Annotated in this window: 28 protein-coding genes; 18 read left to right on the top strand and 10 right to left on the bottom strand. The window is 52.7% G+C overall.

Translation table 11 applies throughout. From position 1 onward, the window contains the following. Positions 1–345: 345 nt before the first annotated feature. The 5 genes from KTH_RS21945 to KTH_RS21925 all read left to right on the top strand — a co-directional run bounded on the left by KTH_RS21945 (position 346) and on the right by KTH_RS21925 (position 6920). Positions 346–1593, top strand: a complete 1248-nt coding sequence (locus tag KTH_RS21945; RefSeq protein WP_111324967.1) for a DUF4097 family beta strand repeat-containing protein — start codon at positions 346–348, stop codon at positions 1591–1593. A gap of 143 nt (positions 1594–1736) precedes the next feature. Then, the gene (locus KTH_RS21940) at positions 1737–4709 is read left to right on the top strand and encodes an FHA domain-containing protein (RefSeq protein ID WP_111325011.1); all 2973 of its coding nucleotides are present in this window, start codon (positions 1737–1739) and stop codon (positions 4707–4709) included. 260 nt (positions 4710–4969) lie between these two features. Next, complete coding sequence (gene coaBC / locus KTH_RS21935) at positions 4970–6226, top strand: bifunctional phosphopantothenoylcysteine decarboxylase/phosphopantothenate--cysteine ligase CoaBC (RefSeq protein ID WP_111324966.1); 1257 nt, start codon at positions 4970–4972, stop codon at positions 6224–6226. 83 nt (positions 6227–6309) lie between these two features. After that, positions 6310–6699, top strand: a complete 390-nt coding sequence (locus KTH_RS21930; RefSeq protein ID WP_111324965.1) for a hypothetical protein — start codon at positions 6310–6312, stop codon at positions 6697–6699. Positions 6700–6788: 89 nt separating this feature from the next. Continuing rightward, positions 6789–6920, top strand: coding sequence for a hypothetical protein (locus KTH_RS21925; RefSeq protein ID WP_281278943.1), 132 nt, complete (start codon positions 6789–6791; stop codon positions 6918–6920). A gap of 155 nt (positions 6921–7075) precedes the next feature. On the opposite strand, the gene KTH_RS21920 is transcribed toward KTH_RS21925, so the two are convergent. The 6 genes from KTH_RS21920 to KTH_RS21895 form a co-directional block, all read right to left on the bottom strand. Continuing rightward, positions 7076–7729 carry an MEDS domain-containing protein gene (locus tag KTH_RS21920; RefSeq protein ID WP_111324964.1) on the bottom strand — a complete coding sequence of 218 codons (654 nt, stop codon included), beginning with the start codon at positions 7727–7729 and terminating at the stop codon, positions 7076–7078. A 3-nt stretch (positions 7730–7732) separates the two neighbouring features. After that, a complete protein-coding gene (locus KTH_RS21915) occupies positions 7733–8104 on the bottom strand; it encodes a hypothetical protein (protein ID WP_137686138.1) in 372 nt (123 codons plus the stop codon). Beyond that, entirely contained in the window at positions 8068–8658 is a 591-nt protein-coding gene (locus KTH_RS21910) for an NUDIX hydrolase (protein ID WP_497621085.1), read from the bottom strand. Before KTH_RS21910 ends, KTH_RS21915 begins: the two co-directional genes overlap by 37 nt. A gap of 357 nt (positions 8659–9015) precedes the next feature. Beyond that, a complete protein-coding gene (locus KTH_RS21905) occupies positions 9016–10002 on the bottom strand; it encodes a uroporphyrinogen decarboxylase family protein (protein WP_497621083.1) in 987 nt (328 codons plus the stop codon). 141 nt (positions 10003–10143) lie between these two features. Further along, positions 10144–10863, bottom strand: coding sequence for a response regulator transcription factor (locus tag KTH_RS21900; protein WP_111324960.1), 720 nt, complete (start codon positions 10861–10863; stop codon positions 10144–10146). Then, on the bottom strand, positions 10864–12456 hold the full coding sequence (locus tag KTH_RS21895) for a sensor histidine kinase (RefSeq protein ID WP_111324959.1): 1593 nt from the start codon (positions 12454–12456) through the stop codon (positions 10864–10866). It lies immediately after the preceding gene. Positions 12457–12775: 319 nt separating this feature from the next. Between KTH_RS21895 and trmD the strand changes: the two genes are divergently transcribed. Next, positions 12776–13504: a tRNA (guanosine(37)-N1)-methyltransferase TrmD gene (trmD, locus tag KTH_RS21890; RefSeq protein WP_111324958.1), complete on the top strand. Its 729-nt coding sequence runs from the start codon at positions 12776–12778 to the stop codon at positions 13502–13504. A gap of 35 nt (positions 13505–13539) precedes the next feature. Here trmD and KTH_RS21885 read toward each other — a convergent pair whose 3' ends face one another. Next, positions 13540–14016 (bottom strand): DinB family protein, encoded by a 477-nt coding sequence (locus KTH_RS21885; RefSeq protein WP_497621080.1) that lies wholly within the window; start codon positions 14014–14016, stop codon positions 13540–13542. Positions 14017–14145: 129 nt separating this feature from the next. On the opposite strand from KTH_RS21885, the gene KTH_RS21880 reads away from it, so the two are divergent. Both KTH_RS21880 and KTH_RS21875 read left to right on the top strand, forming a co-directional pair. Further along, on the top strand, positions 14146–14697 hold the full coding sequence (locus tag KTH_RS21880; RefSeq protein WP_497621078.1) for an RNA polymerase sigma factor: 552 nt from the start codon (positions 14146–14148) through the stop codon (positions 14695–14697). Beyond that, positions 14684–15226 carry a hypothetical protein gene (locus KTH_RS21875; protein ID WP_497621076.1) on the top strand — a complete coding sequence of 181 codons (543 nt, stop codon included), beginning with the start codon at positions 14684–14686 and terminating at the stop codon, positions 15224–15226. The genes KTH_RS21880 and KTH_RS21875 overlap by 14 nt, the downstream gene beginning before the upstream one ends. Before the next feature lie 50 nt (positions 15227–15276). Here KTH_RS21875 and KTH_RS21870 read toward each other — a convergent pair whose 3' ends face one another. Next, entirely contained in the window at positions 15277–16392 is a 1116-nt protein-coding gene (locus KTH_RS21870; protein ID WP_497621074.1) for an AZOBR_p60025 family cell surface glycopolymer formation protein, read from the bottom strand. Between the two features lie 367 nt (positions 16393–16759). On the opposite strand from KTH_RS21870, the gene KTH_RS21865 reads away from it, so the two are divergent. The 7 genes from KTH_RS21865 to KTH_RS21835 all read left to right on the top strand — a co-directional run bounded on the left by KTH_RS21865 (position 16760) and on the right by KTH_RS21835 (position 22367). Then, positions 16760–17683 (top strand): MBL fold metallo-hydrolase, encoded by a 924-nt coding sequence (locus tag KTH_RS21865; RefSeq protein ID WP_497621073.1) that lies wholly within the window; start codon positions 16760–16762, stop codon positions 17681–17683. Positions 17684–17701: 18 nt separating this feature from the next. Next, positions 17702–18484, top strand: coding sequence for a site-2 protease family protein (locus KTH_RS21860; RefSeq protein ID WP_111324952.1), 783 nt, complete (start codon positions 17702–17704; stop codon positions 18482–18484). Between the two features lie 16 nt (positions 18485–18500). Continuing rightward, positions 18501–19028 carry a hypothetical protein gene (locus KTH_RS21855; RefSeq protein WP_497621071.1) on the top strand — a complete coding sequence of 176 codons (528 nt, stop codon included), beginning with the start codon at positions 18501–18503 and terminating at the stop codon, positions 19026–19028. A gap of 2 nt (positions 19029–19030) precedes the next feature. Next, positions 19031–19876, top strand: coding sequence for a segregation and condensation protein A (locus KTH_RS21850; RefSeq protein ID WP_111324950.1), 846 nt, complete (start codon positions 19031–19033; stop codon positions 19874–19876). Positions 19877–20264: 388 nt separating this feature from the next. After that, positions 20265–20861 carry a nucleotide exchange factor GrpE gene (locus KTH_RS21845; protein ID WP_497621069.1) on the top strand — a complete coding sequence of 199 codons (597 nt, stop codon included), beginning with the start codon at positions 20265–20267 and terminating at the stop codon, positions 20859–20861. A 36-nt stretch (positions 20862–20897) separates the two neighbouring features. Then, a complete protein-coding gene (locus KTH_RS21840; protein WP_111324948.1) occupies positions 20898–21890 on the top strand; it encodes a DnaJ C-terminal domain-containing protein in 993 nt (330 codons plus the stop codon). A gap of 63 nt (positions 21891–21953) precedes the next feature. Next, positions 21954–22367 (top strand): MerR family transcriptional regulator, encoded by a 414-nt coding sequence (locus KTH_RS21835; RefSeq protein ID WP_111324947.1) that lies wholly within the window; start codon positions 21954–21956, stop codon positions 22365–22367. Positions 22368–22488: 121 nt separating this feature from the next. On the opposite strand, the gene KTH_RS21830 is transcribed toward KTH_RS21835, so the two are convergent. Both KTH_RS21830 and KTH_RS21825 read right to left on the bottom strand, forming a co-directional pair. Next, positions 22489–23712 carry a sensor histidine kinase gene (locus KTH_RS21830; protein ID WP_497621067.1) on the bottom strand — a complete coding sequence of 408 codons (1224 nt, stop codon included), beginning with the start codon at positions 23710–23712 and terminating at the stop codon, positions 22489–22491. A gap of 47 nt (positions 23713–23759) precedes the next feature. Continuing rightward, the gene (locus KTH_RS21825) at positions 23760–24515 is read right to left on the bottom strand and encodes a response regulator transcription factor (protein ID WP_111324945.1); all 756 of its coding nucleotides are present in this window, start codon (positions 24513–24515) and stop codon (positions 23760–23762) included. Positions 24516–24817: 302 nt separating this feature from the next. Here KTH_RS21825 and KTH_RS21820 point away from each other — a divergent pair, with 302 nt between their 5' ends. The 3 genes from KTH_RS21820 to cysK all read left to right on the top strand — a co-directional run bounded on the left by KTH_RS21820 (position 24818) and on the right by cysK (position 26742). Next, positions 24818–25255: an RrF2 family transcriptional regulator gene (locus KTH_RS21820; protein ID WP_111324944.1), complete on the top strand. Its 438-nt coding sequence runs from the start codon at positions 24818–24820 to the stop codon at positions 25253–25255. Positions 25256–25355: 100 nt separating this feature from the next. After that, positions 25356–25760, top strand: a complete 405-nt coding sequence (locus KTH_RS21815) for a response regulator transcription factor (RefSeq protein ID WP_111324943.1) — start codon at positions 25356–25358, stop codon at positions 25758–25760. 7 nt (positions 25761–25767) lie between these two features. Continuing rightward, positions 25768–26742, top strand: coding sequence for a cysteine synthase A (gene cysK / locus KTH_RS21810; RefSeq protein ID WP_111324942.1), 975 nt, complete (start codon positions 25768–25770; stop codon positions 26740–26742). The last annotated feature ends 139 nt before the right edge of the window (positions 26743–26881 follow it).

Raw genomic sequence — 26881 nt, 5'->3', positions numbered from 1 at the left:
ATCAGAAAATAGCCGGGGATGCATGCGGCCCCCTTTTCAGGACTTGAACGTACAGAATGGCCTGCCGTAAAATGTATTATGTAAAATAAGGCTGTATAGCTGCTGAGTGAACGCATGCCATAAGTTCCTGAAAGCATTTCTCGAGTATAGGCCCTGCTCCCTGATATATACGAGTATAGCAGAGATATGGTTTGATTATCAGTGTAGCTCCTTTTCTTTTTCACGTCACGCATAGAGTTTTTGCTGACATTTTCCCTCCTGCTGGCGTATTATGTTGTAAGGGTTCTGGCAACAGGGTGACGTTGCCCCCTGCTACTTTGGAAAGAAAGAGAGGCCAGAAGCACGATGGATCGGGGGAACAGACGCCCGTACAGACGTCGGTACCGTGAGGAACCGGAGCGTTACAAGCGTGCCTTCGACTATGATAAGTACGCGGAGGATGAGGAAGAGTATGACCATGCACCGCGCCGTCGCCCGCGTTCCAGGCCAACCGGCCCGGTAACCGCGCCGCGCCACTCCACACGATCACGCCGCCCGATCCAAAGAAGACGTGGTAGCGCCTGGCCTTCCCTGTTGCTTGGCTGCTTCTTTGGTATTTTGCTTGCGGTTGGTGGGGGTGCGCTGGGTCTCTTCTATCTTTTCCGCATGTCGCAGGGACAGGGACTGAATATCGGGCCATTGCCGCTTGGGCCGAAACCGTTTACGCAGGAAAAAACGGTTGAAGCTCCTCTTACTGCTGTCACGGCATTGCAAATTTGCAATATGCTCGGCAATGTTTCTGTGGAAGTTGACGCGCAGACGAAGAAACCGGTGATCGCCACAACAAAGCATGTGCAGGCAACAGATGAGAAGGAAGCCCAAAAGAAATTCAATGATATCAAAATCGAGGTCTTGCCGCCCGATCAGGAGAGCAAACAGCTTACCTGTAGCAAGCAGTTGAAGGATCTCGGGCAGCAGCCTGATCCGAACAGTACCTTGACGGTGAATACCATTATTCCCAATAGCCACGAGTTACTGCGCACGACCAATGATTCTGTTGATATCACGATCAAGCTCCCCACCACGCAGCCCGGCAATAGCAATGCTCTACCGCTGCAACTAAATCTGGAAGCGCCCGCAGGAAATATTCATATCGTTGGCGTTCTGGGGTTGATGCGCGTGCACGGAAGTGCTGGCAATATTTCAATAGAGCGCTCGGTGCTGGGGAATGGCTCAAAGATTGATACTGGACAGGGAAATGTTACCTTTAGCGGGCTGCTTGAAATGCCGTTTAACGAGCAGCAGAAAGAGAAATATCACTATTATATTACGGCGGAAAAGGGAGATGTAACTGTTTCTTTACCTGAGAGCATGAAAAACATCACGCTGGATTCTAATGTTAATGTCGGGACAATTCAAAGCGATTTCCCGTTGCGCTCGCTGACTCGTGAGGATGAGGGTGCGCATTACTATGGCCCGTTGAATGAGGCTGCGGGTGCTCCAGTTCCTGTCATATTGACGCTGAATGCCAGCACAGGTAAAGTAGAGATCCGAAAGGCAACGGAACCAGTAGGCCAGGTAATTCGCTCAGGATTCTATTTTGTGCCGGGATGAATAATGCACACTTTTTTCGTGAGCCAGATTACAGACAGGGATTGGTTTTCCTGGTAAATTTCTACCTGTGTTTATCCGCCGAAAAGAAAGGAGATACCGCACAGTCTATGCAGGAATGTCCTGTGCGGTAAGTGTATCAGGGTATGAATGGACAGCAAGCCCACGGCACGCTGCAAATTCTCTCCGGGTCACAGGCCGGGCAACAGGTGCCGCTCGTTGCTCCGGTGATGAACATCGGGCGAGACCCGGCGAATCAGGTAGTTTTGCCTGATGCGTCTGTTTCGCGCTTGCATGCGCAGCTATTACTCATGAACAATGGAATGTGGAGTATCAAGAAGCTGGCTCCACAGAACGTCTTGACCGTAAATCAGAGGCCGGTTGAGCAGGCCCCACTGAAGCATAATGATGTGATTGTCCTGGGGAATGTGACGATGACATTCTTACAGGTGCCTAACGCTGTGGCGGCTGGCGCGCCCTCGTTCCCGCCGCAACAACAGTACGGGGCTCCGGACTTTACTGCGACCCGAACTATAGGAGCCGGTGAGATGCCGGGGCGGCCATCGAATGCAGGAGGCCAGAGCGCTGGTGTGCCTTCAATCGAGGTGAGCACCAATATTGACTCTGAGCGGCACAATTATCCGCTGACCCCGGACAAGCAGGTATTTAATATCGGGCGCGCGCCTTCCAATGAGATTGTAATTGAGAAGCCAACCGTCTCGGCATTTCATGCGCAGATTTTGCGAGAGGGCAATCAGCTTGTCTTTGTGCATCCGCATCCTGGGAAAGGCAGCACCACAAACGGCATTGTCTATAATGGGCGCCAGATTCGGGGAACCGAACAATTTCGCAAGGTTCTGGAACGTGGCGATATCTTCCGTATCAGTGATGGGAACGGCACCTTTGTTACATTGGCTTACAATGATGGAACCGGTGCTGTACAGGAGGTAGTCCCCGAGGTTCGCCCGATCCCGCTTGGGGCTCCAGTGATCACGCTTGGTCGTGCGCCGGACAATCATGTTGTGCTGAAGCATGTGCAGGTTTCGGCCCATCATGCCCGCCTTGAGCAGGTAGGAGGCGGTTATAGAATCGTTGACCTGCGCAGTAAGAACGGCCTGTATGTCAATGGCATGCGGACCCGCGTTTCTGACCTGCTCAAGCCAGGCGACGAGGTGCGTATTGGTCCATTCAGGTTTATTTACACGGGCGAACAACTCACCCAGCAGGACGAAAGTAATGGCATTCGAATTGACGCGCTGAACCTGAAAAAGACCGGAACCAACAACGTCATCCTGTTGAATGATATCTCCATTGCTATTCCACCGCGCAAATTTGTAGCGCTGGTCGGCGGCTCTGGTGCTGGTAAATCGACGCTGATGGACGCCTTGAACGGTCTGCGTCCCGCGCATCAGGGAGCTGTCTTCTATAACGGACAGGACTACTACCAGAATATGGCAGCCTTCAGCACACAGCTTGGCTATGTGCCGCAGGACGACATTATTCACCGAGAACTCACCGTTGAACACGCGCTGTACTATGCGGCCAAGCTACGCCTGCCCGAAGATGTCAGTGATGAGCAGATTCGCCAGCGTATTGATGAAGTGCTTGACGATGTGGAGATGACCGGGAGGCGCAAGCTCTTGATCAACAAGTTGTCTGGAGGCCAACGCAAGCGTGTCTCGATCGCGCTGGAATTGCTGGCGAACCCGAGCGTCTTTTTTCTGGATGAGCCGACCTCGGGCCTTGATCCCGGTCTGGACCGTAAGATGATGATGTTGTTGCGGCGTCTGGCAGACAAAGGCCATACAATCGTTCTGGTCACGCATGCTACCAACAATATCAATGCATGTGATTATGTCTGTTTTCTCGCTCAAGGTGGACGCCTGGCCTATTTTGGGCCGCCGGATGGTGCAAAGGCCTATTTCGGGAAAAGCGATTTTGCCGAGATCTATACCTCGCTTGAGCCAACCGAGGAGAACCCCAATATTCCGGCAGAGGCGGAGATGCGCTTCAAGCAGTCGCCTGATTATCAGCGTTTTGTGGTTCAGCAGTTGCAGCGTGGGCCGGCAAACCAGATGAATGCAGCCCGCATGCAGCCACAGGCGCTCAAGCGGCCAAAGCGAGGGAATCCGTTCCGGCAGTTTGGTATTCTCTCGATCCGTTATCTGGAATTGCTGCGAAACGATGTCGGAAACCTGCTGATCCTGTTGCTTCAGGCGCCGATTATTGGTTTGATACTCTTCTTTATGGCACAGCCCTACATCTTTAAGGAGACAAGCCTTGTCTCTTGTCCGCACCCGAAAAACATGTTTACACAGCAGGGTGGGATCACAGAAGACTGCGGCGATCTGGAAAGACAGCTCAATTCGCCCCAGGGGAAGTTCTATCTTCAGGAGAAGGGCAAAACCAAGCAGCAGGTTATAGACGAATCGGTGAAGCCGGGCTCAGGAGGCAATGGACAGAAGATCCTCTTCATTATGTCGTTTGCCGCTGTGATGTTCGGGTGTATCAATGGCGCACGTGAGATTGTGAAGGAGGCCCCGATCTATCGGCGTGAGCGTACTGTCAACCTGGGAATCGCGCCCTATATGTTCTCCAAGATCATCGTGCTTGGGGTGCTCTGTCTGTTGCAGAGCCTGATTCTGGTACTCTGTATTCAGCTCAAGACAGGCTTCTATCATAGCGTCTTCTTACCGGCCTTTTTAGAGATCTATATAACAATGGCGCTCACCTCCCTGGCTGGTTTGATGCTTGGTCTGATGATCTCGGCGCTGGTGCCGACCAATGACCGCGCGATGAGTATGGTGCCAATCGTGCTGATTCCGCAGGTGATCTTCGCGGGTGTCATCTTCTCGCTTGATGACCCGAAGATGCTCCAGATTCCGGCGGCATTCTTCCCCTCACGCTGGTCGATGGCGGCGATGGGGACCACCGTGGGTCTGCGCGGTGACTCGCTAGGCGCTGACGACTTCTCCTATGTCAGTATGCTGTACGGGCATGCCACGCAGAGCCAGGCCTTTCAGCACCTCTTGCTGACCTGGGGGGCCCTGGCGCTGATGATTGTGGTGTTTGCGGTGGTGATTGCGTTCTGCCTGAAACTGAAGGATGTGCGGAAGTAGGAGAGAGAAAGGGAACGTTGTGTGCAGGCGTTCCCTTTTTCAGGTGAAACCATCGAAACTGCACTTGTCTATGGCCTATCTTTTAAGAGGAATAAATATACGTATCAATGAGAACAATTCATACCTTCTTATAAAAGAGGTATAACCGATGAAATGGCATGGTACTTATTGGCAAGTTGGTTGTCGTAAAGTACCGTGGTGTGCTATTGTAAAGGTGTTCTCATAAGGACTGTCCAAAAAGAGGGAACGAGAAAGCCTGCATGTTACTGAACAAACATGTTATCGTCGGTATTTGTGGGGGGATTGCATGCTATAAAGCGGTCGATCTGGTCAGCAAGTTACAGCAGGCCGGCGCGCTTGTGGATGTGGTCCTGACCGAAAAAGCGGACGAGTTTGTACGCCCGCTGACCTTTGCAACCGTGAGCCACAGGCCGGTCTATAGTGACCTGTGGGAGCCTTCGGGGGAGGCGGCAGAGAACCATATCAGGCTGGCCGAGGAAGCGGATATACTGGCAATCGTTCCCGCAACGGCCAATACCATCGCAAAGCTTGCCCACGGTATTGTAGATAATATGCTTACCGCCGTAGCATTGGCGACACAAGCTCCCTTACTCCTGGCACCTGCAATGTACAAACATATGTATACGCACCCCGCCACACAGGCGAATCTAGCCCTTTTGCGTGAACGGGGCGCATTTCTTGTTGAGCCGGAGGTTGGGCGGTTGGCATCTGGGGCTATCGGCCCCGGGCGTCTACCGGATACAGAGACCTTGCTTGGAGCTATCAAGCTGGTCCTGGGCAAGAAAGGAGATCTTGCCGGGTGCCGCGTTGTCGTGACGGCAGGTGGTACGCAGGAACCAATTGACCCCGTTCGCTATGTGGGCAACCGCTCATCAGGAAAAATGGGCTATGCTCTGGCGGAGGAGGCACGAGATAGAGGCGCTCACGTCGTTCTTATCAGCGGGCCGGTCTCGTTACCTGTACCTTATGGCGTCGAGCTGCGCAGAGTCGAAACAGCAGCACAGATGCAGGCCGCTGTTTTCAGCGCCGTTACCAATGCCGATGTATTGATCATGAGCGCCGCTGTGGCGGATTTCCGTCCGGCACATCCGGCCTCTCAGAAGATCAAGAAACGGCTCGGTGGAGGTCGTGGGGCCGGGGAAGGGGAGAACACAGGGGAACAGGCAACGGACGGCAGTTTTTCACTACACCTGATAAAAAATCCAGATATTCTGGGTGAACTGGCTCAGATGCAGGATCTACCCCGTCGCTTGGTACGGGTAGGGTTTGCCGCCGAGACTGAAAATGTGGTAGAAAATGCAAAAGACAAGCTGCACCGAAAACAGCTTGATCTGCTGGTTGCCAATGATGTAACCCGCTCTGATAGCGGCTTTGGCACCAATACCAACAAAGTCACTCTTTTTCATGCCAATGGTGTAATGGAGGATCTGCCGGTAATGCCCAAAACAGGCGTTGCGGCGGCGATTTGGGATCGTGTTGTGTCCCTGTTGTCCTGAGTAAGTTGGGAGGGCGTGGCGCTGTGATGGGAGCTTTTGTTTTAGAATTATTGGGTACTCGAAGTACGCAGGAGGAATCCAGAATGGATCGTGCTGCTAGCGCTGGGTTTGAAAATATCGCACAGATGCTGCTTGAGCAGAAAAAGTTAATGGATGCGTTAGAGGCAGAAAACCGCGAGTTACGACGCCAGCTCGCCGATCTACGGCGTGGTGTTGGTATTGCAGTTGTGATTGATGGCAAGACTATTCAGTTGGCAACCGAGCCGGCTTCTTCTTCTTCGTCCAATTCGCAGGCGTTGCAGAGCTTGCAGACGCTACAGAATACACCGCAGTCCTCGCCAGCCAATGGCGGACAGAATAACTATGCACAGAATCGCCCCTCAAATGGGCAGAATACGGTGAATCTGAACGGCGAAAAACGCGAGAATAATAACTCCGCTCGGAGCCCGCTGGCCGATAGCTTTGTACTCTAACTCTTTTTCAATCTAAAAAGACAATAGAAGAAACAGTCTGTATTTGCGCGGACTACTCCAGTACAGTATTGTTCTGAGGAATGAAGGCCGTGAAGACGTTCATGTTTGTGGAGCATGGGGCGACAACGCTGACAGTACTCCCGGAAAAGCAGGCGGCCTGCATGCCTCTGCTTATCCTCATGAACGTTTTGCGACAGTCCTCAACGGCTGTTGTGGATTGAAACGAAACAGATTACAGAAAAAGTGCACAAGAGAGATGTGGGTCTCTGTCTTTCTGGAAAAGAACAGGGCTGCACATCTCTCTTTTTTGGACTGGTTGGCATAAAAAAGCCCTGCAAAGTGGGTGCAGGGCAGAAGGCGAGTCTTCCAGGGTGCACTAACCTCCGGCATGGGGATGATTCTTTTCCTTATTGATACGTAGAATTTTGAGCATGTACTGCTCCGAATTCAGGTAGTAGGGGTTGCGCTTAATGTACTTTCCGACAACAGAGATAGGATGCAGCTTGAGCATCTCAACAACCAGATTGGGCAGTAACTTGCTGTGGTCGTAGTGCATCAGTGCAATAATGGGCGCGTTCTGAAACGTAAATACGGCATCAGAGGCGGCCTCGTATTTGAGAATTTGTTCCGGAGTAGCGATATCTTTTGAAAGCCAGGTCATATCAATCGAGATGCGCACGGCCTTCCAGCCCTCGCGAAGCGCCTGCGCGATAAAAGTCTGATGTGTAGATAGCAAATAGTATGGGTCAAAGCGTTTTCCACCTGCTAAAAAGGGCTCACGTTCCTCATAGAGGACAAGCTGACCGGTATCAAGGAGGGCTTTCACATCAACCTGTAATTTCTGAAGCTCATCACAGAGTTCTTTGACCTGTGCAGGGGCGGCGGCAAAAAGACATTTCTCTGAATTTGCCAGACCGACCCGGAGCAGCCGTGCTGTCACTGCCGGAATCTCTGTTACTTTACTGTAAAGCTGGCAGATATGTGAGCCAGGCGGAATACGCTCTGATTTACCTTCAACACTAAGATCCATTGCCTACCTCCGCTGGGTGCTACTGGCCTTCTCCTGTTCGTGCCTGATCTTTGCACGAACTGCCTGATTGTAGGCCTTGATGCTAGCCCAGGCCGAGAAGCCAAAGAGTATGAAACCGAGGACTATTGCTCCGGCGAGCCAGATAACCGCTCTCTGCAATGATATACCTGCAAAAATAACAACAAGGAATATCATAAGAACAAGAGGAATGGTGAACAATATGGCCCAGGTTGCAATAATACGCTTACTCTGGCCTGGCGTCAGTTCATCATTACCGTTAGCGGGAAACACTAAGCGGCGTGCAAGTGAGAACTTTTGCGGCTGGCTCTCCATAAGGCTTATAGCTGCCTTTCTTTCCATTGATAGTGTAGCCATCGGTGGAGGATCTCTTCTGCCTGATTCAGAATGCGTACTTCATTTTGATAGGTCAGATGGCGGCTGGCTTCATGGAGCGAGAACCATTTGACCTGATCGTATTCCTGATCATGAAGCGAGATATCGCCACCGATAGCCTCAAGTAAAAAATGACGAACCTGTTTATGATAACGGATGTGCTCGCGCACAAATGAATAAGAGATGCTGCCGATATAAGCGATCAGGCGCACCTGTAAACCAGTTTCTTCCTGAACCTCGCGCAACGCGACCTGTTCAATTGTCTCACCAGGCTGTGGAGTGCCTTTCGGCAAGACCCAGATGCCCGCGTGGCTTCGACCAACAAGGACAACCTCTACCCTATCGGCCTCTTTCATCGAGGGGCCAGATGCATGCCCTGCACTTCGAGCCTCTTTTGTCTGCTGTCTGGCAGGTTTGTACCCATGCGCCCGCTTGTGTCTGCTGTGTCCGAAGTGTTGATCTGGAGAGCGCAACGGGACAAGGCGAAAGACCACTCCACCCGCCGAATACGCCCGCATAGTGCGATTTCGCTCCATTTTTTTGCAACTCTCACCCTCTCTAAAACCACCAGAAGCGCGGCGCGAGTACCTTTGCTTGACTCCCCAAAAGGAGAGGATGTGCGAGCGGCAACACGTCATTTCTGTTGAGTCTTCGTGGCGCGTTGCGTTGCCTACACATCTCTATATCGACTATACTATACAACATTTTCTTTCTCCTCTGCCCTGTTATTAGCCATCATGGGCAGAGGAAGAGAAACGTGATTCCACACGCCCATACTATACAAGCAAGCAGGCGAGTTGTAAAGAAATCATTATTTGTATTACCACCAGAACAGGTATACTATCTGTCCTGGCGAGAAATATGTGCGAGTATAACCAAAGCGTCTGGCAGTGTCAAGCCAACATGCGACGCACTGCCTCTATATTCCGGGTTGGCGTGTCTGGCGCGAGGGTACAGCCGGGAGCCAGCAAGAGATGCTGTGTGCCGGTCTTTTCCAGTATCTCTGCAACGTTCTCCTGTATCTGTTGTGGCGAGGTGCTGGTGCGAAGGAGATCGGTATTCAAACCACCCATTACGGCCTTGCCTGAACGACGCATCCCGTCCAGGAGATCCGGGTTCCCTTCTCGCTCAATTGCCCAGTTAATGGCATGCACAGGATAGGCTGCCAGGAGATCGAAGTGCATCTGTGGTCCACAGTTGTGGAGAATGGTCAATTTGCTGCGGCTCTTAATGGCGTCCAGCAGCTCAAGGTCATACTGTTCGCCAAATTCCCGATACTGGTCTTCGCTGAGAATGGGTGCGTTCGCCCACCCATTCGTAGAGTAGAAGATACCGTGTGCGCCCTCTTCCAGACAGGCAATTGCAAAGCTGGTCAGCGTCTCGGTAATCACCCGGAGGGCCGTATGCATGGCGGTGCGATCTTCATGGATGGTGTGCAGGACGTTCTCGACGCTGCCTGCAATGTAGCGTGCAACGCTCAAGGGATTGAAAAGGGTCTCCACAAAGTAGGCTTCAAAACCAAGCGAGTGGTTCATCAATTGGAGCGCAAGCAATTGCTCACCAAACGCCCCCTGATCCGGTTCTAGCGGGCGCAGGCGTTTCCAGTCAGAGGCTCTGCTGATAGGAGTGCTTTCCAGAATAGGCGGCGTAGCGCCATCATCTGCCGGGCGATAGCGGGCCTTCCAGCCTTCGGCATGATAGCAAGCGCGTGGCGTCAGTCGAACATAATCCCAATCGTAGCGGCTGTAGCTTTCCAGTGTGGCTTCAACCAGGGCCTGAGCGCTCCATTCGCGCCGATAATCGCGGCTCCACATGCTCACTGGAACTCGATCAACAGGGAGGCCCTGTAATGCCGCTTCAACACGTTGTTTTTTGTCCATGCGTTGTCCTTTCCTGACCTTGAGTTGTGCTTGAAAAAGCGTTCCGTAAGCGTTGGCAGGTACACCTTGCTCCGTTGTGGAGAAGAAACGGCTCCTGGAGAAGGCCACAGTTCGATGTGTATCTACTCATAAGCAAGAAGTTCAGTTATCCAGTTCTTTGAAGCGATAGCCCAGGCCCCGCTCGGTCAGAATATATTTTGGGTGGGCGGGGTCTTCTTCGAGTTTTTGCCGGAGGTAGGTGATATAGAGGCGCAGATAGTGGGCCTCATCCCGATACTCGCGCCCCCAGACCTTTGAGAGCAACGTTTCGTGGGTCAGGAGACGACCGGCGTTGTTCACAAGATGGTAGAGGAGACGGTATTCAGTAGGGCGTAAGATAACCTTTTTGCCGCGCACAATGACCTCTCGGCGCGAGAAGTCGATCTTCAGGTCTTTGTCAACGACAATTTCTGTCTTACGAGCGGGAGGCGCCATCAGTGAGCGGCGCAGCAGAGCACGAATACGCGAGAGGAGTTCTGGTGGGCTGAAGGGCTTGGCGATATAGTCGTCTGCCCCCAGGTCCAGGCCACGGATTTTGTCCTGCTCACTCTGGCGAACCGTCAGCATCACAACCGGGACAGTGGAGACCTCCCGAATGGCTTTGAGTGTCTCGAAACCATCCATCTCCGGCATCATCACATCAAGCACTACCAGATCGGGGAGATTTTCGCGTAGCTGTTCCAGGGCTTCCAATCCATTGGCTGCTTCGATCACCCGGTATTGCTCTAGCTCTAGATTCATACGCACAAAATCGCGGATACGCGGCTCATCGTCCACGATCAGGATAGTCATATCACGTTGGTCGAAAGCTTCCATCTCCATTTAAAACACCACCATTGGTAAATGAGCTTGCTCTTCACGTGGCAAACTGAATGAGAACGTTGAACCCTGGCGAAGCGCGCTATCTACCCAGATGCGGCCCCCATGCGCCTCGACGATGGCACGACAGATGTAGAGCCCCAGACCTGCACCCGGTGTAGACTGTGCCAGAGGATCTCCTAGACGCCGAAAACGCTGAAAAATCTGTTCCTGGTCACGCAAGGAGATGCCCATCCCGGCATCTCGGACACTGACGATCACATCATTGCTTGTTGCACGAGCTGCAATAGTGATTGCAGGCTTATCTGGAGAATATTTTATCGCATTATCCAGCAAATTTTGCAAGACCTCTTCGATTCGATCCCGGTCTGCCATTACGGTTGGCAGATCCGGGGAAATGTCCAGCGCGATATCAAGGTCCGGGTATTTCACCTGCAAGCGCCTGATAACACGGTGGATGAGTGGTTCCAGTTGAAGGGGGGCCACATCCATCTGAAGCCCCTGGGCTTGAATACGTGACGCATACAAGAGATTTCCAACAAGCTTATTCAGGCGATCTGCCTCATCCTCGATTGCATAGAGCCGGGAACGCACGACGTCGGGCTTGAGCCGTGAGCCGGCGCGGGCCAGGGTTGAAGCATACCCCTTGATAATCGCGATGGGGGTTTGCAGTTCATGTGAAATGACCGAAATAAAGGTTGAGCGCTGCTCTTCTTGCTCCCGTTCTCGACTGATATCGTGGACGGTCAGTATACCGCTCACTGGTTCACCTCGCGGCGAGCGGACACAGGAGGCTGTAACCCGAACGTCAACCGATTGCCCATCACGGGTTGTAATAATCATATCACGGTTAACCAGTGGTTGACCGGCAAAGCATTGGAGAATAGGTGAATCCTGAAGTCCCAGTTCATTTCCCTGGCGATCACGCGGACGTAAAACCGTAAAGTAGAACTGCCCGAGCACCTCACTCTCGTGCCAGCCCGTCAGGCGCTCCATTGCCGGGTTAAAGTCGATGATGCGCAGGGCGTTATCAACGGTTAGAAGCCCTTCTGTACTGTGATGAAAGATGGCTGCCAGGCGATCCTGTTCTTTCACCAACGACTGCGCCTGAAGTGCAAAGCGCAGGGAAGCGGCGAGCTGTGCGATAAAGAGGAAGATCGGGCTTCTCTCTCCTGCCTCCGTATCGGTTGTCTGTTCCAGACAGGAACGCTGTCCAACCGGGCGCAGAAAGTGGAGCACACCAATCGGGCCATGCTGGTCGGTGACCGCAAGCGAGCAGCATTCTAATTCTGCTGGAAGCTCATGTACATCTGCTGGCAGACCCACACGCAACTGTTGCGTAAACTCTGGCTCGGTCATCTCAATAATCAAAGGATGCCGCGAGGTTGGTTGCAGGCTCTCCTGTACGAACGAGAGGAGAGGGGCCAGCGCGCTTTCTTCCAGACGATACAGAACATATTCTGTTCCACTGCGGGGATCGAATGCCTCATTGGAAATGACAAAGACACCGACTTCGCCACAGAGAAGACGGATTGCGCTGCCAATCAGAATGGTCATTTGATCTTGCAGGTTATCAACTGTCTGTATCCAGGACATGTATGGGCTCCGCTCGCAGAAAATTACCGCTGTCAGTGTAGCATACCTCTACACAGAAAGAAAGAGAGGTATCTGCTGCACCTGAACTGTTCAGTGGCAGGGTGAAGGTCCTCTTTGCTTGTGTGACATGGCTTGTTTGCAGTAAGTAGCTTGGTATGCTAGCAATTCTATCTTTTGACTGCTATTTTAGCACAGAGGGCCGTATGCTACAAGCTGGCATACGGCTTTTCAGGGAAAACGGCACAAAGGATAGACGCGGCTGAGGCGAGTTGCTATACTTTTGAAGCGATACTGAGGCGAGGAAGTGAGAGAAAAGTGTATGCATATCGATATTTTTACGCTCTTTCCGGGCATGTTTCAAGGCCCATTTACCGAGAGCATCTTAAAGCGGGCACAGGAGCGGGCTCTGTTGAGCATCGCGCTGCATAATATTCGTGACGCAACAACGGATAAGCATCATGTGGTCGATGACTATCCCTATGGCGGTGGGGCTGGTATGGTCATGAAGCCCGAACCGATTTTCCGGGCTATTGAGGCGGTGTATCAGGGCGGGCCGATCATTTATCTGACGCCTCAGGGGCGCGTGTTCAATCAACAGATCGCGCAGGAACTGGCGCAGGAGGAGCGCCTGACATTCTTATGTGGCCACTATGAGGGCGTCGATGAGCGTGTCATTGAGCATCTGGTAACGGATGAGATTTCGATTGGTGACTATGTGTTAACCGGGGGTGAGCTGGCGGCGATGGTGGTGGTTGATGCGGTGGCACGTTTGATTCCGGGCGTTCTGACCGAAGGCTCAGCACAGGAAGAGTCGCATAGCAGCCAGATGCTGGAATATCCCCATTATACCCGCCCCCCTGAATTTCGTGGCTGGCGCGTTCCTGATATTCTCCTTTCGGGCCATCATGAGAACATCGCACGCTGGCGCAAAAAAGAGGCGCTGCGCAGAACCAGACAACGCAGACCGGATCTCTTTGCCCGGCTGGACCTGAGCAGCAAACAGGATCAGAAGTTGCTGAAAGAGCTTGACGCGGAGGAACAGGGCTGAGGAAGCGCCCGCATTGGCGGGCCTTCCCGAACATGCTAGATCACCTTATCATTGGTTCCTGCGAGCTGACGCAGCAACTCAAGCTGGCCTACATGGTAGGTTTCGTGCCAGACCATCTGATGCAGAAGACTGAGCACAGTATCCCCATTGACTTCCTGTGTCAGAAGTTCTGGTGTTGCAGCTTGCAGGCTCTCTTTGAGCAGGGCTTGTGCTCGCTTGAGCTCTGAAAGCAGCTGTTCAAGGGTAGGAAGCTGGGGGTCATAGCGGGTAATCGGTTCAGAATCGCGTGTATAGAGTGTGCGCGTGGTCTCTGGAAGGGCCAGTTGTGTGTTACCCAGAATGAAGAGCATCCTTTCTCGGAAACAGAGAATGTGACCGAGAATCCAGTTCATACAGTTCCCCCTGACGGGGGGCTGGAGAAAGCTGTCCTCATTCTTCAGTGTGTCGGTTTGTTGCAGGATGACGCCAGTGTTCCGCTTGATCGTGGGATAGAGGATGTTTCTAGAATCCATGTCTATTTTTTCTCCTTGTTCTTCAGTATATGCCAGTGGTCTAGCCTTTTCAAGGAGAAAAGATGCAGCATTTTGCATTGGCTCACGATATATAAAGAGAACGATCAAAGAGACGTGGAGGCAGCAGGGATGCAACAACGACCGGTCGAAGTGCTGCATCGCGCAGAACTGGCACAGTTATATCAAATATATGCCCCGAAACTGCTGGACTACATCAGGCGGTACGGCGCTTCTTTAGAGGACGCAGAAGACATTCTTACTGATGTCTTTGTGGCTGCGATGGAATATACCTCTTTTTCGACACTGACAGTGCAGCAGCAACAGGCATGGCTCTGGCGAGTCGCTCGCAATAAGGCGGTGGATCTGTATCGCCGTTCGCGCCGCTTCTCCCTGCATTCCGATACTTTCGCCGATGAGCAGACCGATGGAGTAAGTCCAGAAACGCTTAGCCTGAAACAGGAGGAACAGGAACTGTTACTTCGACTTATTCAAGAGCTTACTCCTGAGCAACAAAAAGTGCTTGCGCTGCGTTTTGGCGAAAATTTGCGCTGTGCTCAAATCGCAGAGCGGATAGGCAAGCGCGAAGGCAGCATTCGCTCTATGCTCTCGCGCATGATGAACCTTTTGCGCCGCAATTATCATACCTATGACGGAGGAGGTAGCAGCCGTGGAACCACATGATGAATTCTTCAGCCCTGAACGCATTGATGAGCAGATAGATGAATTGCTGGCACAGGGTGTTGAGCAGCGTGATGGCCGTCTGGTACAGCATCTTCGGCAGCACTATGAGGTCGCACAGCGACAACAGGTGCTGGATCGAGCCTGGAAACGCGTTCAGCTCGCTCAAGAACAGCGGCTTGCAATGGAGCCCGTTCACCTGAAGCGAAGGAATGAGAAGATCACTCCCCCGGCGCATTCACTGCGTACACTCTGGTTTCGCCTGGCGCTTGTTGCTGTCATTGTGCTGATGCTTGGGAGTCTAACGCTGGTGCTTGGTATGATGACGCGAAACAACGGGAGTGCGAGCCCTGTCACCCCCATTGTGACGCCGACACCAACAGCGATCCCTCCCACGTCTGCATTGCCGACACCAACCATACAGGCCACACCCCAGAGGCCTATACCAACGCCAACGATCAACTCGACACCCACGGTGCCCACGCCATTACCAACGATCAACTTAACGCCGCAGATTCCACCGCTGCCCTGAAAAACAAAAAAGGGAGAGCCCTCAATGCTCTCCCTTCATTTTTTCTGACGCTAGAGGAAATAAATGTAAATGGGGAATGTCAGCGTATAGAGCATCGCCATCCACAGAAGCCAGTTATTCCTGGTATACCAGGCATGGAAGACCATCGCAATTACAAGCCCTGTCGAGAGACGGCCTGCCGAGACCAGCTCAACATAGGAGAGCCGGGACATAAAGATCACCAGTAAGAGATTGAGCAGCCAGGAAATCCACGTAGCGGTCTTCCAGCGGTTGTGTCTGACCTCAATCAGAATGTAGAGGATGTTGAGCACTGTTGGCACAAACATCAGGATCAACAGCGGGAGGAAGCGGCTATTTCCCTGAAAGACAAAGAGACCTTGAAAAGGGATCGGCTCAAAAGAAGGTGCGTAGCCGAGCCCGGTCGAACCAAAGATAAATTGCAAGCAGAGATACCAGACTGGCAGCGGAACCAGTGAGATCAGTCCGAAGATGAAGGCATTGCGCCACTCGCGATTCAGGACCAGAATCGCAACGTAACCCAGCGGGAAGAGAATCGCGGTTTCGCGACACAGGCACCCCAACCCCATTGCAATTGCCGCAAGCAGTGTCTTTTTGTTGGCAAGCAGCAGAAAGCCCAGGCAGACAAAGAAATAGGCGATGGGCTCAGTCGTGTCAAATACAAAGGCCGTTGTCTGCCCATAGTAGAGCCCGATGGGCAGGCTAAACCAGGGAGAAAGCTGATGCTTGCAGAGCAGACGGGCAACAAACTCGGTCGCGAGCACGATCGAGAAGAAGTTCACCAGCAGAAGCACCCAGGGAATCAAAGCTGTCATGCCGCCCAGGCTCAGGAGATAGACCAGCATCGGATAGAGAATACGCTGATAGCGATAGGGGGCATTATCCATTCTCCATGCGGCGTGGAGCGGGTCCTGAGCGATGTAATAGAAGAACTGACCGTCGTATCCTGCTGTGTGCGTATTGGGGGTATGCGAAACGCGGCCCAGATGCACATAGGAGAGGATCGAAAAGCCATGAAAGCGGGCCATAAAGAGAAAGAACAGGATATAGAGAAGCCCGACAATGACCGATGGGCGAAGCAAGAAATGCTGTTTTTTCCTCTCGCCAGAAAAGAACTGAGAAATAGATACTGTGAATGCGCTGCTCATAGGTGCTTGCGATAACCCTTTCTTCAAAAACTTTATCCATTAGCTGAAACGAGTGAGGGTCGGGAGAAGTAGCAGAAGTGGGTATGAAGAAGCATCTAATCCGGAGCCAGAACAGTTGACGTTTTCCTCTTGAAGGAGGAAGATAGGGTGAGGGTTGCCAACCCGGTGTGAGGGGAGAAGGGGAGTTTGTGGAAGAGGTCACTCCATTGAAACAAGAGTGGGCGTATAATAGAGCGCAGGAGCGATCAAGTGAGACGGTGCAGTGTTCACAGAAGTAAGGAGTGCCGGGAAAGAAATATGTATAGCAGCTTTTCAACAGATATCCTTCACGTTATAATACGATGGCAGATTCGCGTAGGAGCGAGACATGACTGAAAAACAACGCTTTTTGGTACGGTTCTGGGGGGTGCGAGGGAGCTATCCGACTCCCGGCAAGCACACGCTACGATATGGTGGAAACACGTCCTGTGTTGAGGTGCAGGCGGGCTCACATACCTTGATCCTTGATGCGGGCAGTGGCATTATCCGCCTGGGAGATGAGCTGATGCGGCGGATGGAAGGGCAGGAAACAGTTCACCTCTCGCTGTTTCTCACGCATGCACATGGTGATCATCTGGTAGGGTTCCCCTTTTTTGCTCCTCTTTTTGATATGCGCACCAACATTCACCTTTTTGGACCGCGGTTGGCTGGACGCAGCATCGAGCAAATTCTTGTCCCGCTCATGTCTCCTCCCTACTTCCCGGTAGATGTTCGCCAGCTTCCCTCTCAACGCATATTCCATACCATTTCCGATGATCAGTGTATTGTCTGGGATAGCTGTCAGGCGGAGCCGCGCATGAATGGCAAATGGCATACCCGTACCGGAGCAGTGAAAGAGCAGGATACCGAGCTACGAGTGGTTACCAAATTTACGCGCTCTCACCCCCAGAATGGAGCCGCATTTTATCGGATAGAATATGCCGGAGTACGGGTAGTGTACGCGACCGACGTGGAGTGGTGCAAAGGGTGTGACCCCGATTTTCTTGAGTTTATCGAGGGTGCGGATCTTCTGATTCATGATGCGCAATATACTGAAGCCGATTATCGGGAGCTCAAACATGGGTTCGGACATAGTACAATAGAGATGGCGACGGAAGCTGCCTGTGCGGCCCGGGTGAAAGAACTGATTCTTTTCCATCACGAACCCACCTACGATGACGACCAGTTGGATGCGATGGAAGCGGAGGCCCAGGCGCTTTTTGCCCATACTCGTTCTGCACGAGAAGGAATGGAGATAGACCTGTTAGCATAGAAAAGGACTGTACCGGCCATGATGATAAAGTTGAATGTGATACTGGCCCTGATGCTGATTGGCTCGTTTCTGGTCGCGATAGCCCTGCATGAATGGAGTCACGCGGTGGTGGCCTCGTGGCTTGGTGATCCAACTCCGCGATCGCAAGGGCGCAAAACGCTGCGTATTCCTGCGCACATTGATCCGCTCGGGCTGTTGATGTGTCTGTTCATGGCTTTTCAAACGACGTCGTACGCAGTGGCGCTCTTTGCCGGGCTGCATCCCTTCGCCGGGGTGGCCCTGGGGTGGGGGAAACCAGTGCGTACCGATCCCTGGAAATTGCGTGGGGGGGCAGATCGCGGCACGATCATGGTCGCCTGTGCTGGCCCCCTCGCAAATCTGATTATCGGGATAGTGGTTGCACTTGTCTTACGCCTGTTAACGCCCATCCTGGATGGGGCAGGAGTATTTCAAGGTATCACCGTGGGTAGTATTGTAGTCACGCGTTGCTTGCAACTTCTGGCCGTCTTTGCTACTGTTAACGTTGGGTTGGCGATTTTCAATATTATTCCGCTGCCACCCCTGGATGGCTACAAGGTGCTGTACGGCCTGTTGCCGGTTCAGCAGGCGAAACGCTATGCGAATTGGGCCGAACGTTATGGCATGTATACTGTTCTGGCAATCTTCTTTCTTGTCCCCTTCTTTTTCGGCCTGATCGGGTTGGGGGCGTTCGCCTGGCTGGACAAGTATATTGTACTGGGTGCGTGGGCCATCCTGTCACTGATATCTGGTATTGATGTTTCGGCTCTCTATCTTTATTAGGTAGCTGGATGGTTCTATGTTTCTGGAAAAAATACTGTATCGTTTGGGACAGGTGAAACAACAACTGGGATTTGTGAAACCTCTGACCAACGAAGAATATGCGGAGGTAGCGCGTCTGTTACCTCCCGCCGCTCAACGCCTCTTTTTAACGATGTCAAGCGCCGACCAGCGGCATAGCCTGCGGGTCTATCATGGTCTGCAAGCCCGCGGGTGCCAGGATCTGGATATGCTGGCGGCTGCGTTGCTCCATGACGTGGGCAAAGCCGAAGGACGGGTTCCATTCTGGACACGCCCTGTGATTGTGCTCGGTAAGCTCTTCGCGCCCGGACTCCTGCGCAAGGTCGCGATCCATCCTACTGAGTTTGAAAGGCAGCAGGCGCCGGGCTGGCAACGCTCTTTAAGCTATGCCTGGTGGCATGCCGATGTAGGCGCTGAGCTGGCCGCTCGGGCTGGACTCTCGGCGCGTTCCGTGCTCTACATTCGGACTCACCATCAGGATCATGGTCCAGCCCATGAACTGCATCTGGTTGATGAGGTATCCTGAGCATGGCCGATCAGATCGGGGAAGAGGTGCAGGAGCTTCAAGAGGCTCAATCGGCACGTGAGCAGGCGCGGTATGTGGTCCATCTGCCGATTTTTGAGGGGCCACTTGACCTGCTGCTTCACCTGATCGAGAAACGCCAGATGGAAATCACCACTATTTCGCTGGTCGCCGTCACTGATCAGTATATGGAATACCTCGCTCGCTGGGAAGAAGAGAAACTTCCCCTGGCGAATATGGCGGCCTTTGTGTCGATCGCTGCTCGGCTCCTGTTTATCAAATCACAAAGCCTCTTGCCGCAAACTCCACGTGAAGCGGAACATGCAGAAACGAGTGAAGCGGCTGCAATGGCCGAAGAGTTGCAACAACATCTGCTTGAATACAAGGTGGTGAAAGATATTGCACAGCTCTTGAAGCAGCGCGAAGATGAGGGATTGCAGACCTATGCTCGTTCTGGCTTACTTGCGGGCATCGAGGCACAGCTTGCCTGGACGCCGCCCACATTGACCGGACTGGAAGTGCAAGCTCTGGCTCGCGCTTTTCAGCGCATCTTAGAGCTGCAAGCACGGGATGAGGCGCAGGGAGATCAACTTCTCCCTGTGGCGCGCGTCCGGGTAAGCGAGCGGATCGCGGTGATTACAGAGTATTTGCGTGAGCGTGAGCCCGTTTCGCTGGCCGAGGTGCTGGCGGGGGAACAGTCGCGTTTTGTGATTGTGGTGACGTTTATTGCGGTGCTGGAAATGTGGAAGTGGCAGCGTGTCGAGGTCACGCAAGAAGAGCTTCTGGGCCCGATTCTCCTGTCGCGCGGGGCCCGTTGGAATGCACAGGAACAGGACCAGATCGAAGATTGAGCCTGCTCCTGGTTTAGGAAGAAAGTCACTCCCGCTTGAGATTTCCGGTACCGTGTTTCAGTATGTCAGGGAAGGCCATACGACGCGGTGCAGGCTGTGCTGGTCTCACGCAAAAGGTTTGACAGTAAGTGACTCAAAGATTATACTAAGAAGAGACTAAATCGGTAGGAAAACAACCATTTTCAGCGTCTTTTCCTTCATTACACCAGTCAGCACTCTGTGGCTTTTGCATGACTGTTTTGTACAACCGCATGCCCTTTATCTGAAGAAAAGAGCGGAAGAGGACACATAACCAGCCAGGTGATGTCTTGCTTCTGTTTCTATAAAAGAGAATGTATAGAAATAGATTGTTTTGTGAAACGATCGAATCAGGAGAGAGAATAGAGCGATGGACAATACGCAAGAGACGATGAACAATCAGCAGCCGACGGGAAAAGACAATCAGCAGTCAGCCGAGCAGACGAATGCAGCCGAGGCCCGCATTGCCGAGCTAGAGGCACAGCTTGAGCAAGCTCGCAAGACGGCTGAGGAAAACTGGAATCGGTTTGTACGTGAACGCGCTGATGTTGATAATATCCGCAAACGCATGGAGCGTGATGTTGCTGGCCGTGTGCTCCACCAGAAGAAGGCGCTCTTTCAGCAGTTGCTCGATGTTATGGACAATGTAGAGCGGGCGCTGCGCTTTCAGGAGACGATGGACAAGCAGCAACTTCAGCAAACCCTACGCATGTTGCACTGGCAGATGAATGAGGTGTTGCGAAAAGAGGGCGTGAATCCGGTGCCCGCCGCTATTGGTGAGAAGTTTAACCCATATATTCACGAGGCTTTCGAGGCGGTTGAGACGAACGATGAGCCGGACAAAATTCTTGAAGTGGTGCGTGCAGGCTATACCCTCGGGAGCGAGACCCTGCGACCTGCCAGCGTCAAGGTAAGTAAGGCCATCACAAATAACGAGAATGCCTCTGAGTCGCAGAACAACCAGTAGCGGAGCGAGAACGCTGCTATAGAGCGAGGTCGGGATATGGAGTACAAAGACTATTACAAAATACTCGGAGTGACGCGCGGAGCCAGCACGGATGATATCAAAAAAGCGTTTCGGAAGATGGCGCGGAAGTATCATCCAGATGTGAACCCTGGCGACAGAAAAGCGGAGGAGAAATTCAAAGAGATCAACGAGGCATATGAAGTGCTCTCTGACCCGGCAAAAAGGCGCAAGTATGATACGCTCGGGCCAAACTGGCAGGAACAGTTCGGCGGTTTTGGTGCCGGTCGGAGCGCATATCGTTCGCCTTTTGACTTTGATCCGTCCGGTCCCGGCTTCTCCGACTTCTTTGAGGCGCTTTTCGGTCGCCAGGCTGGCATGAGTGGAGGACGCACCACTGTCCGAAACGATTTTCGGCGGCGGGCGGGTGATAACATAGAGCAGTCCGTTGAGGTCTCGTTACAGGAGGCATATACTGGAGCGTCGCGTACCTTTAGCATCCAATCAACAGAGGTCTGTCCGATCTGTCGAGGCACCGGCATTACCGGAACGCGTGAATGCAGCCGGTGCAGTGGTCAGGGATCGCTGGCACACACCAAGCGGATTCAGGTCAAGATTCCCGCGGGAGTTGATAACGGCTCGAAGATCCGTATCGCGGGCGAGGGCCAGCCGGGATTAGGCGGCGGGCCGCGTGGCGATCTGATCTTTATCGTGAGTATCAAACCAGATCCGAAGTTTGAGCGCAAGGGTGATGATCTCTATACAGATGTAGAGGTTCCACTGGTGAACGCGATGCTTGGCGGTGAGGCACAGGTGATAACACCAGATGGCAGAAAGCTATTGCTGACCATTCCACCTGAGACACAGAATCATAGTACCTTCCGACTGGCAGGCAAGGGTATGCCTCGCTTGCGTGGCGAGGGACATGGCAATCTCTATGCGCGGGTCAGAGTTGTGCTGCCCATGCGGCTGTCAGAGGAAGAGCGTGGGCTGTTCCAGCAGCTAGCTCGAAGCCGAGGTGTTGAGGTGTGAACGTAGGCGCGGCGAAACGAAACAGAGGTTCGTGGCTGCTTGCCCGAACGAAAGGAGTGACCGATGCCAGAGAGAAATGAGGGCGCATGGTATATTATCAGCGTTGCGGCTCAAAAAGCAGAGGTGCACGAACAGACGCTGAGGCATTACGAACGACTGGGCCTCATTTCGCCTGCACGCAAGGGAAGTAGTCCGCATAGTCCTCGTCTCTATTCAGACCGCGATATTGATCGTGTCCTCCATATTCGCAGGCTGATGCGTGATCTCGGGGTGAACCTTGCAGGCGTTGAGGCGATCCTGCATATGAAAGACCGCATGGAACAGATGCAGGAAGATCTTGAGAAGCAGATAGAGGAACTTCGTGCTCAGCACGATCAAGAAGTGCGCCGTCTCAAGGAAATCATCGAGCGCCTACAGCAGCAGCGCGGCAATGAGTCTTCGTCATCTCCGATTGTGCAGAAGTACGAAGACGAATAAAGCAAGGGATGGTGGTGAGCCTTGCTTTTGAAGCGGGAAAAACAGGGGAGCATGCAGAGTGTGTCCATGATGAGGAAACGCTGCGCGCTCCTCTTTTTTGTCTTACGATAGGGAGAGCAGGTCAGCGGGGAGGGATGACGGCTTCGGGAAGAGGGAGTTTGACGGTAAAGGTGGTTCCCTTCCCGATCTCGCTTTCGGCGGTAATCGTGCCATGATGGGCTTCGACAATCGCGGTCGCGATCGCCAGTCCCAGGCCTGTTCCAGCAATGCGCTGATGCTGACCCCGATAGAAAGAATCGAAGATATGGGTCAGTTCATCCTCAGGAATGCCCGGGCCATGATCGATAATCTGAATAACCGTATGGTTCTGCTGTTGTTCCAGTGAGAGCAGAATGGTGGCTGCTTCCTCTGTGCAGCCATATTTGACCGCATTATCAAGCAGAACGAGGAAGAGTTGTTTAAGATGCTCTCTGTTCCCTTTAAAACCAAAGCGGGTCTCTGAAGCCGCATGCAGGGAAATGGCACACTTTTTGTCTGCCTGGATGCGAACCTGCTCAATGCTTTCCTGTGCCAGTTCGCGTAGATCAAGGAACTGCACTTTCTGTGTCCCGCGGCCATCGAGCCGGGCCAGCATCAGCAGATCGTTGATCAGATTTGTCATGCGCTCATTTTCATTCTTCATCAGATGGAGGATACGTTGTGCCGTTTCTGGATCATCTTTTGCGCCTCGCAGCAGGACCTCCGTAAAGCCGCGAATCGAGGTTAGCGGGGTGCGTAACTGATGGGAGGCATCGGTAAAGAAGCGACGAAAGCGCTCCTCAGCCGCATGCTGAAGCTCTTCGGCATGTTCCAGGCGTGTGACCATTTCATGCAGGCTGCCAGCCAATCGGTCAATCTCATCCTGGGGAGGGCGGCGCAAGGGAAGTCGCTGCCGCTGCTTGAGATCTCCCAGTGCAATTGCCTGAGCAGTATCGGTGATGCGGCTCAAAGGACGCAAGAGCAGAAAGGTGCTGAGCCACGCCAGTACCAGAACGCCCAGAGTGGTGATCAGGATAGCCACGACGGTAACGAGTGTGTTTGTTTGTGCCAGTGTATAGACCAGGACAACTGCCAGGAGCAGGAGCAGGCTATAGATGGTCGCGAGCTGCACGCGCAGACTGGAAAAAGGTTGGAGCCAGGCAGGAACGGAAGAATGAGGCCGGACATGCGCTCCCTCGTCCTTCTCTGTGGAAGAAGGTGAAAGCGAGGCAGGCGTGCTCATAGGAACGGAAGGATGAGTTCCGTTGCTATGAGCGGCGCGTAAAGATGGCTGTTCTTTTGTACGTATGTTGCGTGGTTCAGGCATGTGACCGGAACTCCACCGATGATAAATGAACATGGAACGAATACGAACTACCCTTTTAATACGTAGCCGACGCTACGAACGGTCTGGATCAGTCTTGGTGAACTGGGTGAATCTTCAATCTTTTCACGCAGGTAGCGGACATAGACTTCAATGATATTGGTTTCGCCCAGGAACTCATAGCCCCAGACACGATTGAGAATGGTCTGGCGATCCAGCACCTGACGAGGGTGTGTCATAAAGAGATGAAGCAGGTTGTACTCGGTTGCGGTCAGTTCAATCAGGCGGCCTCCGCGTGTAACCTCACGGGTGGCGGTATTCATCCGGAGATCCTCAAACTGCAAGATCTCGCCGTTTTCCCCTTCGGCTGCACCTCCGCCTTTTGCGCGATTCTGGCGGCGCAAGATGGCTTTGATGCGTTCGAGAAGCTCATCAAAGTCAAATGGCTTGGTCAGGTAATCATCGGCACCGATACGTAACCCTGCGATCTTATCGCGCACATCATCTTTGGCTGTCAACATTAAGATAGGAATGTCTTTAGTCGTTGGATTAGCGCGCAGGCGGCGACAGACCTCCAGGCCATCGATACCGGGAGGCATCATCACATCAAGAATAATAATATCGGGATTAGTACGTAACGCGGCCGAGATTCCCTGCTCCCCATCGGTGGCAGCTTCAACTTGAAAGCCCTCGTAACGGAGGCCCAGACGAATGAACTCAATGATGTTCTCTTCATCATCGACCACGAGAACTTTAAGAAGGGGTTTGTTGTCCTGACCTGCCTGCCGGGAAAGACCCTGTTGCATAGATTCCGTTCTCCCTTGAACTATCGTAGCAGAACCAAACAACGATAGCAGAAATGAAATACGCTGTGTCTGTATGGAAGTGCTTAGAATGTCATTTTCATTATAGATGCATGGTAGAGTGGACGCAAGAAGATTTAAGCAAATACCAATATTCTCATCAGAATCTAATCAACCCGGGCAATTGGGCAAGCATGGAAGAGGGGCAGTAAACCCATTGACACGCGTACGTTACTGAGATATGCTAACATTAGGAAAAAAGTATAGTAAACCTGTCACTTTGCCCTAACGAAAGGTTCCCACCGATGAAATTGACAATGAAGGGAGATTACGGCCTGCGAGCAATGCTTGATATGGCCGCGTACTACGGGCAAGGGCCGATTGAGAGTTCGGATATAGCAAGCAGGCAATATATACCTGAGCAATATCTGGATCAGATACTCATGGTATTGCGCAAAGAGGGCCTGGTGAAGAGTATCAGAGGTCCCAAAGGCGGGCACATGCTGGCAAAACCTCCCGGACAGATCACGATGGCTGAGGTCATGCAAGCGCTAGAGGGCTATGTTCCGCCGATGGAATGTTTGCCAAATCCAGATTTTTGTAAACTCTCTCCTGGTTGTGCCTTGCGCGAAGTGTGGCGAAAAATTGATACCTTGACTCAGGAAATTCTCAACTCAACTACCATTGAAGAACTGGCTGAACGACACCGTGCAGGAAGTACGGAAACAATGTACTATATATGATGAACTGATATCGTGAGTTGACATTCCAAACCTATGCGAGAGCACGATGAGGCCAGATATCAAGAGAAGGGCCTGAACAGATTAAAGGGGATGGTAGAACGTGGCTGACACAGCAGGTGTGGCTGAAACCAGAAAATTGATCGCCATCGTAGAGGATGATCCACGGCTGGCCGACATGTTCAGTGACGTGCTCGGCTGTTTTGGAAATTGGCGTTTGCATATCTTTGCGGATGGACAGGCGGCCAAAGATCAGCTCCCGGATCTAGGCGCGAACCTCATTTTGCTGGATGTTGGCCTACCAAACCTGGACGGAGTATCGTTGTATAAGATATTACGCGGACACAGCAAGACCAGGCATACACCGATTATCGTGATTACGGGAAGCCACGATTGGGAGCTGCATCGTATGGGGCTGCAATCAGGGCTTTTCTTGCGTAAACCTTTTAATATGCACGAACTCATTAATACGATCAGAGCCTTGCTGCCCGAAGAGAAGAAAGGGTAGCTCTATTATGACCTCCTGGGCAAAAAATGCCACCGAGCTTATCGGTCGAACTCCCCTGATTGAGTTGCAGCGTTTCTCTGCTGCTGCGGGTGGCACCCCCGCAACGCTTCTTGCCAAGCTGGAAATGTATAGTCCCGGCGGGAGCTCAAAAGACCGCGTTGCCTATAGTATGATTCGCGAAGCTGAAGAACAGGGGAAGTTGCGTCCCGGCAGCACGATTGTCGAGCCAACAAGCGGCAATATGGGCATTTCGCTGGCCTGGATCGCAGCGGCGCGTGGCTATCGCTGTATTCTGACCATGCCCGATACGATACCACTTGAACGGCGAATGCTGCTTCAACGCTTTAACGCACAGATTATGCTGACCCCGGCCAATCAAGGAATGCGCGGCGCGATCAATAAAGTAATCGAGCTGCGTACCTCCTTACCCAATGTGTGGTATCCCCAACAATTCTATAATCAGGCGAATCCTCGCGCTCATCGCGAGACGACCGCTGTGGAGATCTGGGAGGATACCGGCGGACGGGTTGATATGATCGTGATTGGTGTGGGCACCGGCGGTACCCTGACCGGCCTTGCTGAGGGACTACGTGAGCGCAATCCCGGACTGGAGGTTGTGGCGGTTGAGCCCGCCTCGTGTGCTGTTCTTTCTGGTGGGCGGCCCGGTCCAAATCGCATTGAGGGCCTGGGCGCTGGCTTTATTCCCGATACCCTGCGGCTTGACCTGATCGATCGGGTAACCAAAGTCACGGATCAGGATGCGGTCAGTACGGCTATTGCAATCATGAAAGAAGAGGGGCTCTCGGTTGGTCTGAGCAGTGGCGCAGTTGCCTGGGCTGCGTTACAAGAAGCGAAAAAAGAAGAGAATAAGGATAAGGTGATTGTGACCGTCTTTCCCAGTGGAGCCGAGCGTTATTTGCAGACAGTGCTTTTTGAGGATCTGCGTCATAAGTTGCGGCAGCAGGGGGGCACGAAACGCTAGGAATTGAGCATCGCTTCCTTTGTTGCGGCAGAAGAGCGCGGTTTTGCAACCCGAAGAGGTGGAAAATCGTTTTTAAGACAGAGGAGGGAAATGGCGGAAAGAGATCAGTACAATAAAGATTCTCTTTCACCCTATTCCT

It is taken from the genome of Thermosporothrix sp. COM3, from assembly GCF_059696735.1.
Note: the sequence above shows the minus strand (reverse complement) of the source record. Positions and strands in the feature narration are given on the sequence as shown.

Bases quoted from the DNA above. Each gene is read 5' to 3' on its own strand.
- KTH_RS21945 (WP_111324967.1), top strand. From the start codon at position 346: ATGGATCGGGGGAACAGACGCCCGTACAGACGTCGGTACCGTGAGGAA.
- KTH_RS21940 (WP_111325011.1), top strand. From the start codon at position 1,737: ATGAATGGACAGCAAGCCCACGGCACGCTGCAAATTCTCTCCGGGTCA.
- coaBC (WP_111324966.1), top strand. From the start codon at position 4,970: ATGTTACTGAACAAACATGTTATCGTCGGTATTTGTGGGGGGATTGCA.
- KTH_RS21930 (WP_111324965.1), top strand. From the start codon at position 6,310: ATGGATCGTGCTGCTAGCGCTGGGTTTGAAAATATCGCACAGATGCTG.
- KTH_RS21920 (WP_111324964.1), bottom strand. From the start codon at position 7,729: ATGGATCTTAGTGTTGAAGGTAAATCAGAGCGTATTCCGCCTGGCTCA.
- KTH_RS21915 (WP_137686138.1), bottom strand. From the start codon at position 8,104: ATGGCTACACTATCAATGGAAAGAAAGGCAGCTATAAGCCTTATGGAG.
- KTH_RS21910 (WP_497621085.1), bottom strand. From the start codon at position 8,658: ATGGAGCGAAATCGCACTATGCGGGCGTATTCGGCGGGTGGAGTGGTC.
- KTH_RS21905 (WP_497621083.1), bottom strand. From the start codon at position 10,002: ATGGACAAAAAACAACGTGTTGAAGCGGCATTACAGGGCCTCCCTGTT.
- KTH_RS21900 (WP_111324960.1), bottom strand. From the start codon at position 10,863: ATGGAGATGGAAGCTTTCGACCAACGTGATATGACTATCCTGATCGTG.
- KTH_RS21895 (WP_111324959.1), bottom strand. From the start codon at position 12,456: ATGTCCTGGATACAGACAGTTGATAACCTGCAAGATCAAATGACCATT.
- trmD (WP_111324958.1), top strand. From the start codon at position 12,776: ATGCATATCGATATTTTTACGCTCTTTCCGGGCATGTTTCAAGGCCCA.
- KTH_RS21885 (WP_497621080.1), bottom strand. From the start codon at position 14,016: ATGGATTCTAGAAACATCCTCTATCCCACGATCAAGCGGAACACTGGC.
- KTH_RS21880 (WP_497621078.1), top strand. From the start codon at position 14,146: ATGCAACAACGACCGGTCGAAGTGCTGCATCGCGCAGAACTGGCACAG.
- KTH_RS21870 (WP_497621074.1), bottom strand. From the start codon at position 16,392: ATGAGCAGCGCATTCACAGTATCTATTTCTCAGTTCTTTTCTGGCGAG.
- KTH_RS21865 (WP_497621073.1), top strand. From the start codon at position 16,760: ATGACTGAAAAACAACGCTTTTTGGTACGGTTCTGGGGGGTGCGAGGG.
- KTH_RS21860 (WP_111324952.1), top strand. From the start codon at position 17,702: ATGATGATAAAGTTGAATGTGATACTGGCCCTGATGCTGATTGGCTCG.
- KTH_RS21855 (WP_497621071.1), top strand. From the start codon at position 18,501: ATGTTTCTGGAAAAAATACTGTATCGTTTGGGACAGGTGAAACAACAA.
- KTH_RS21850 (WP_111324950.1), top strand. From the start codon at position 19,031: ATGGCCGATCAGATCGGGGAAGAGGTGCAGGAGCTTCAAGAGGCTCAA.
- KTH_RS21845 (WP_497621069.1), top strand. From the start codon at position 20,265: ATGGACAATACGCAAGAGACGATGAACAATCAGCAGCCGACGGGAAAA.
- KTH_RS21840 (WP_111324948.1), top strand. From the start codon at position 20,898: ATGGAGTACAAAGACTATTACAAAATACTCGGAGTGACGCGCGGAGCC.
- KTH_RS21835 (WP_111324947.1), top strand. From the start codon at position 21,954: ATGCCAGAGAGAAATGAGGGCGCATGGTATATTATCAGCGTTGCGGCT.
- KTH_RS21830 (WP_497621067.1), bottom strand. From the start codon at position 23,712: ATGCCTGAACCACGCAACATACGTACAAAAGAACAGCCATCTTTACGC.
- KTH_RS21825 (WP_111324945.1), bottom strand. From the start codon at position 24,515: ATGCAACAGGGTCTTTCCCGGCAGGCAGGTCAGGACAACAAACCCCTT.
- KTH_RS21820 (WP_111324944.1), top strand. From the start codon at position 24,818: ATGAAATTGACAATGAAGGGAGATTACGGCCTGCGAGCAATGCTTGAT.
- cysK (WP_111324942.1), top strand. From the start codon at position 25,768: ATGACCTCCTGGGCAAAAAATGCCACCGAGCTTATCGGTCGAACTCCC.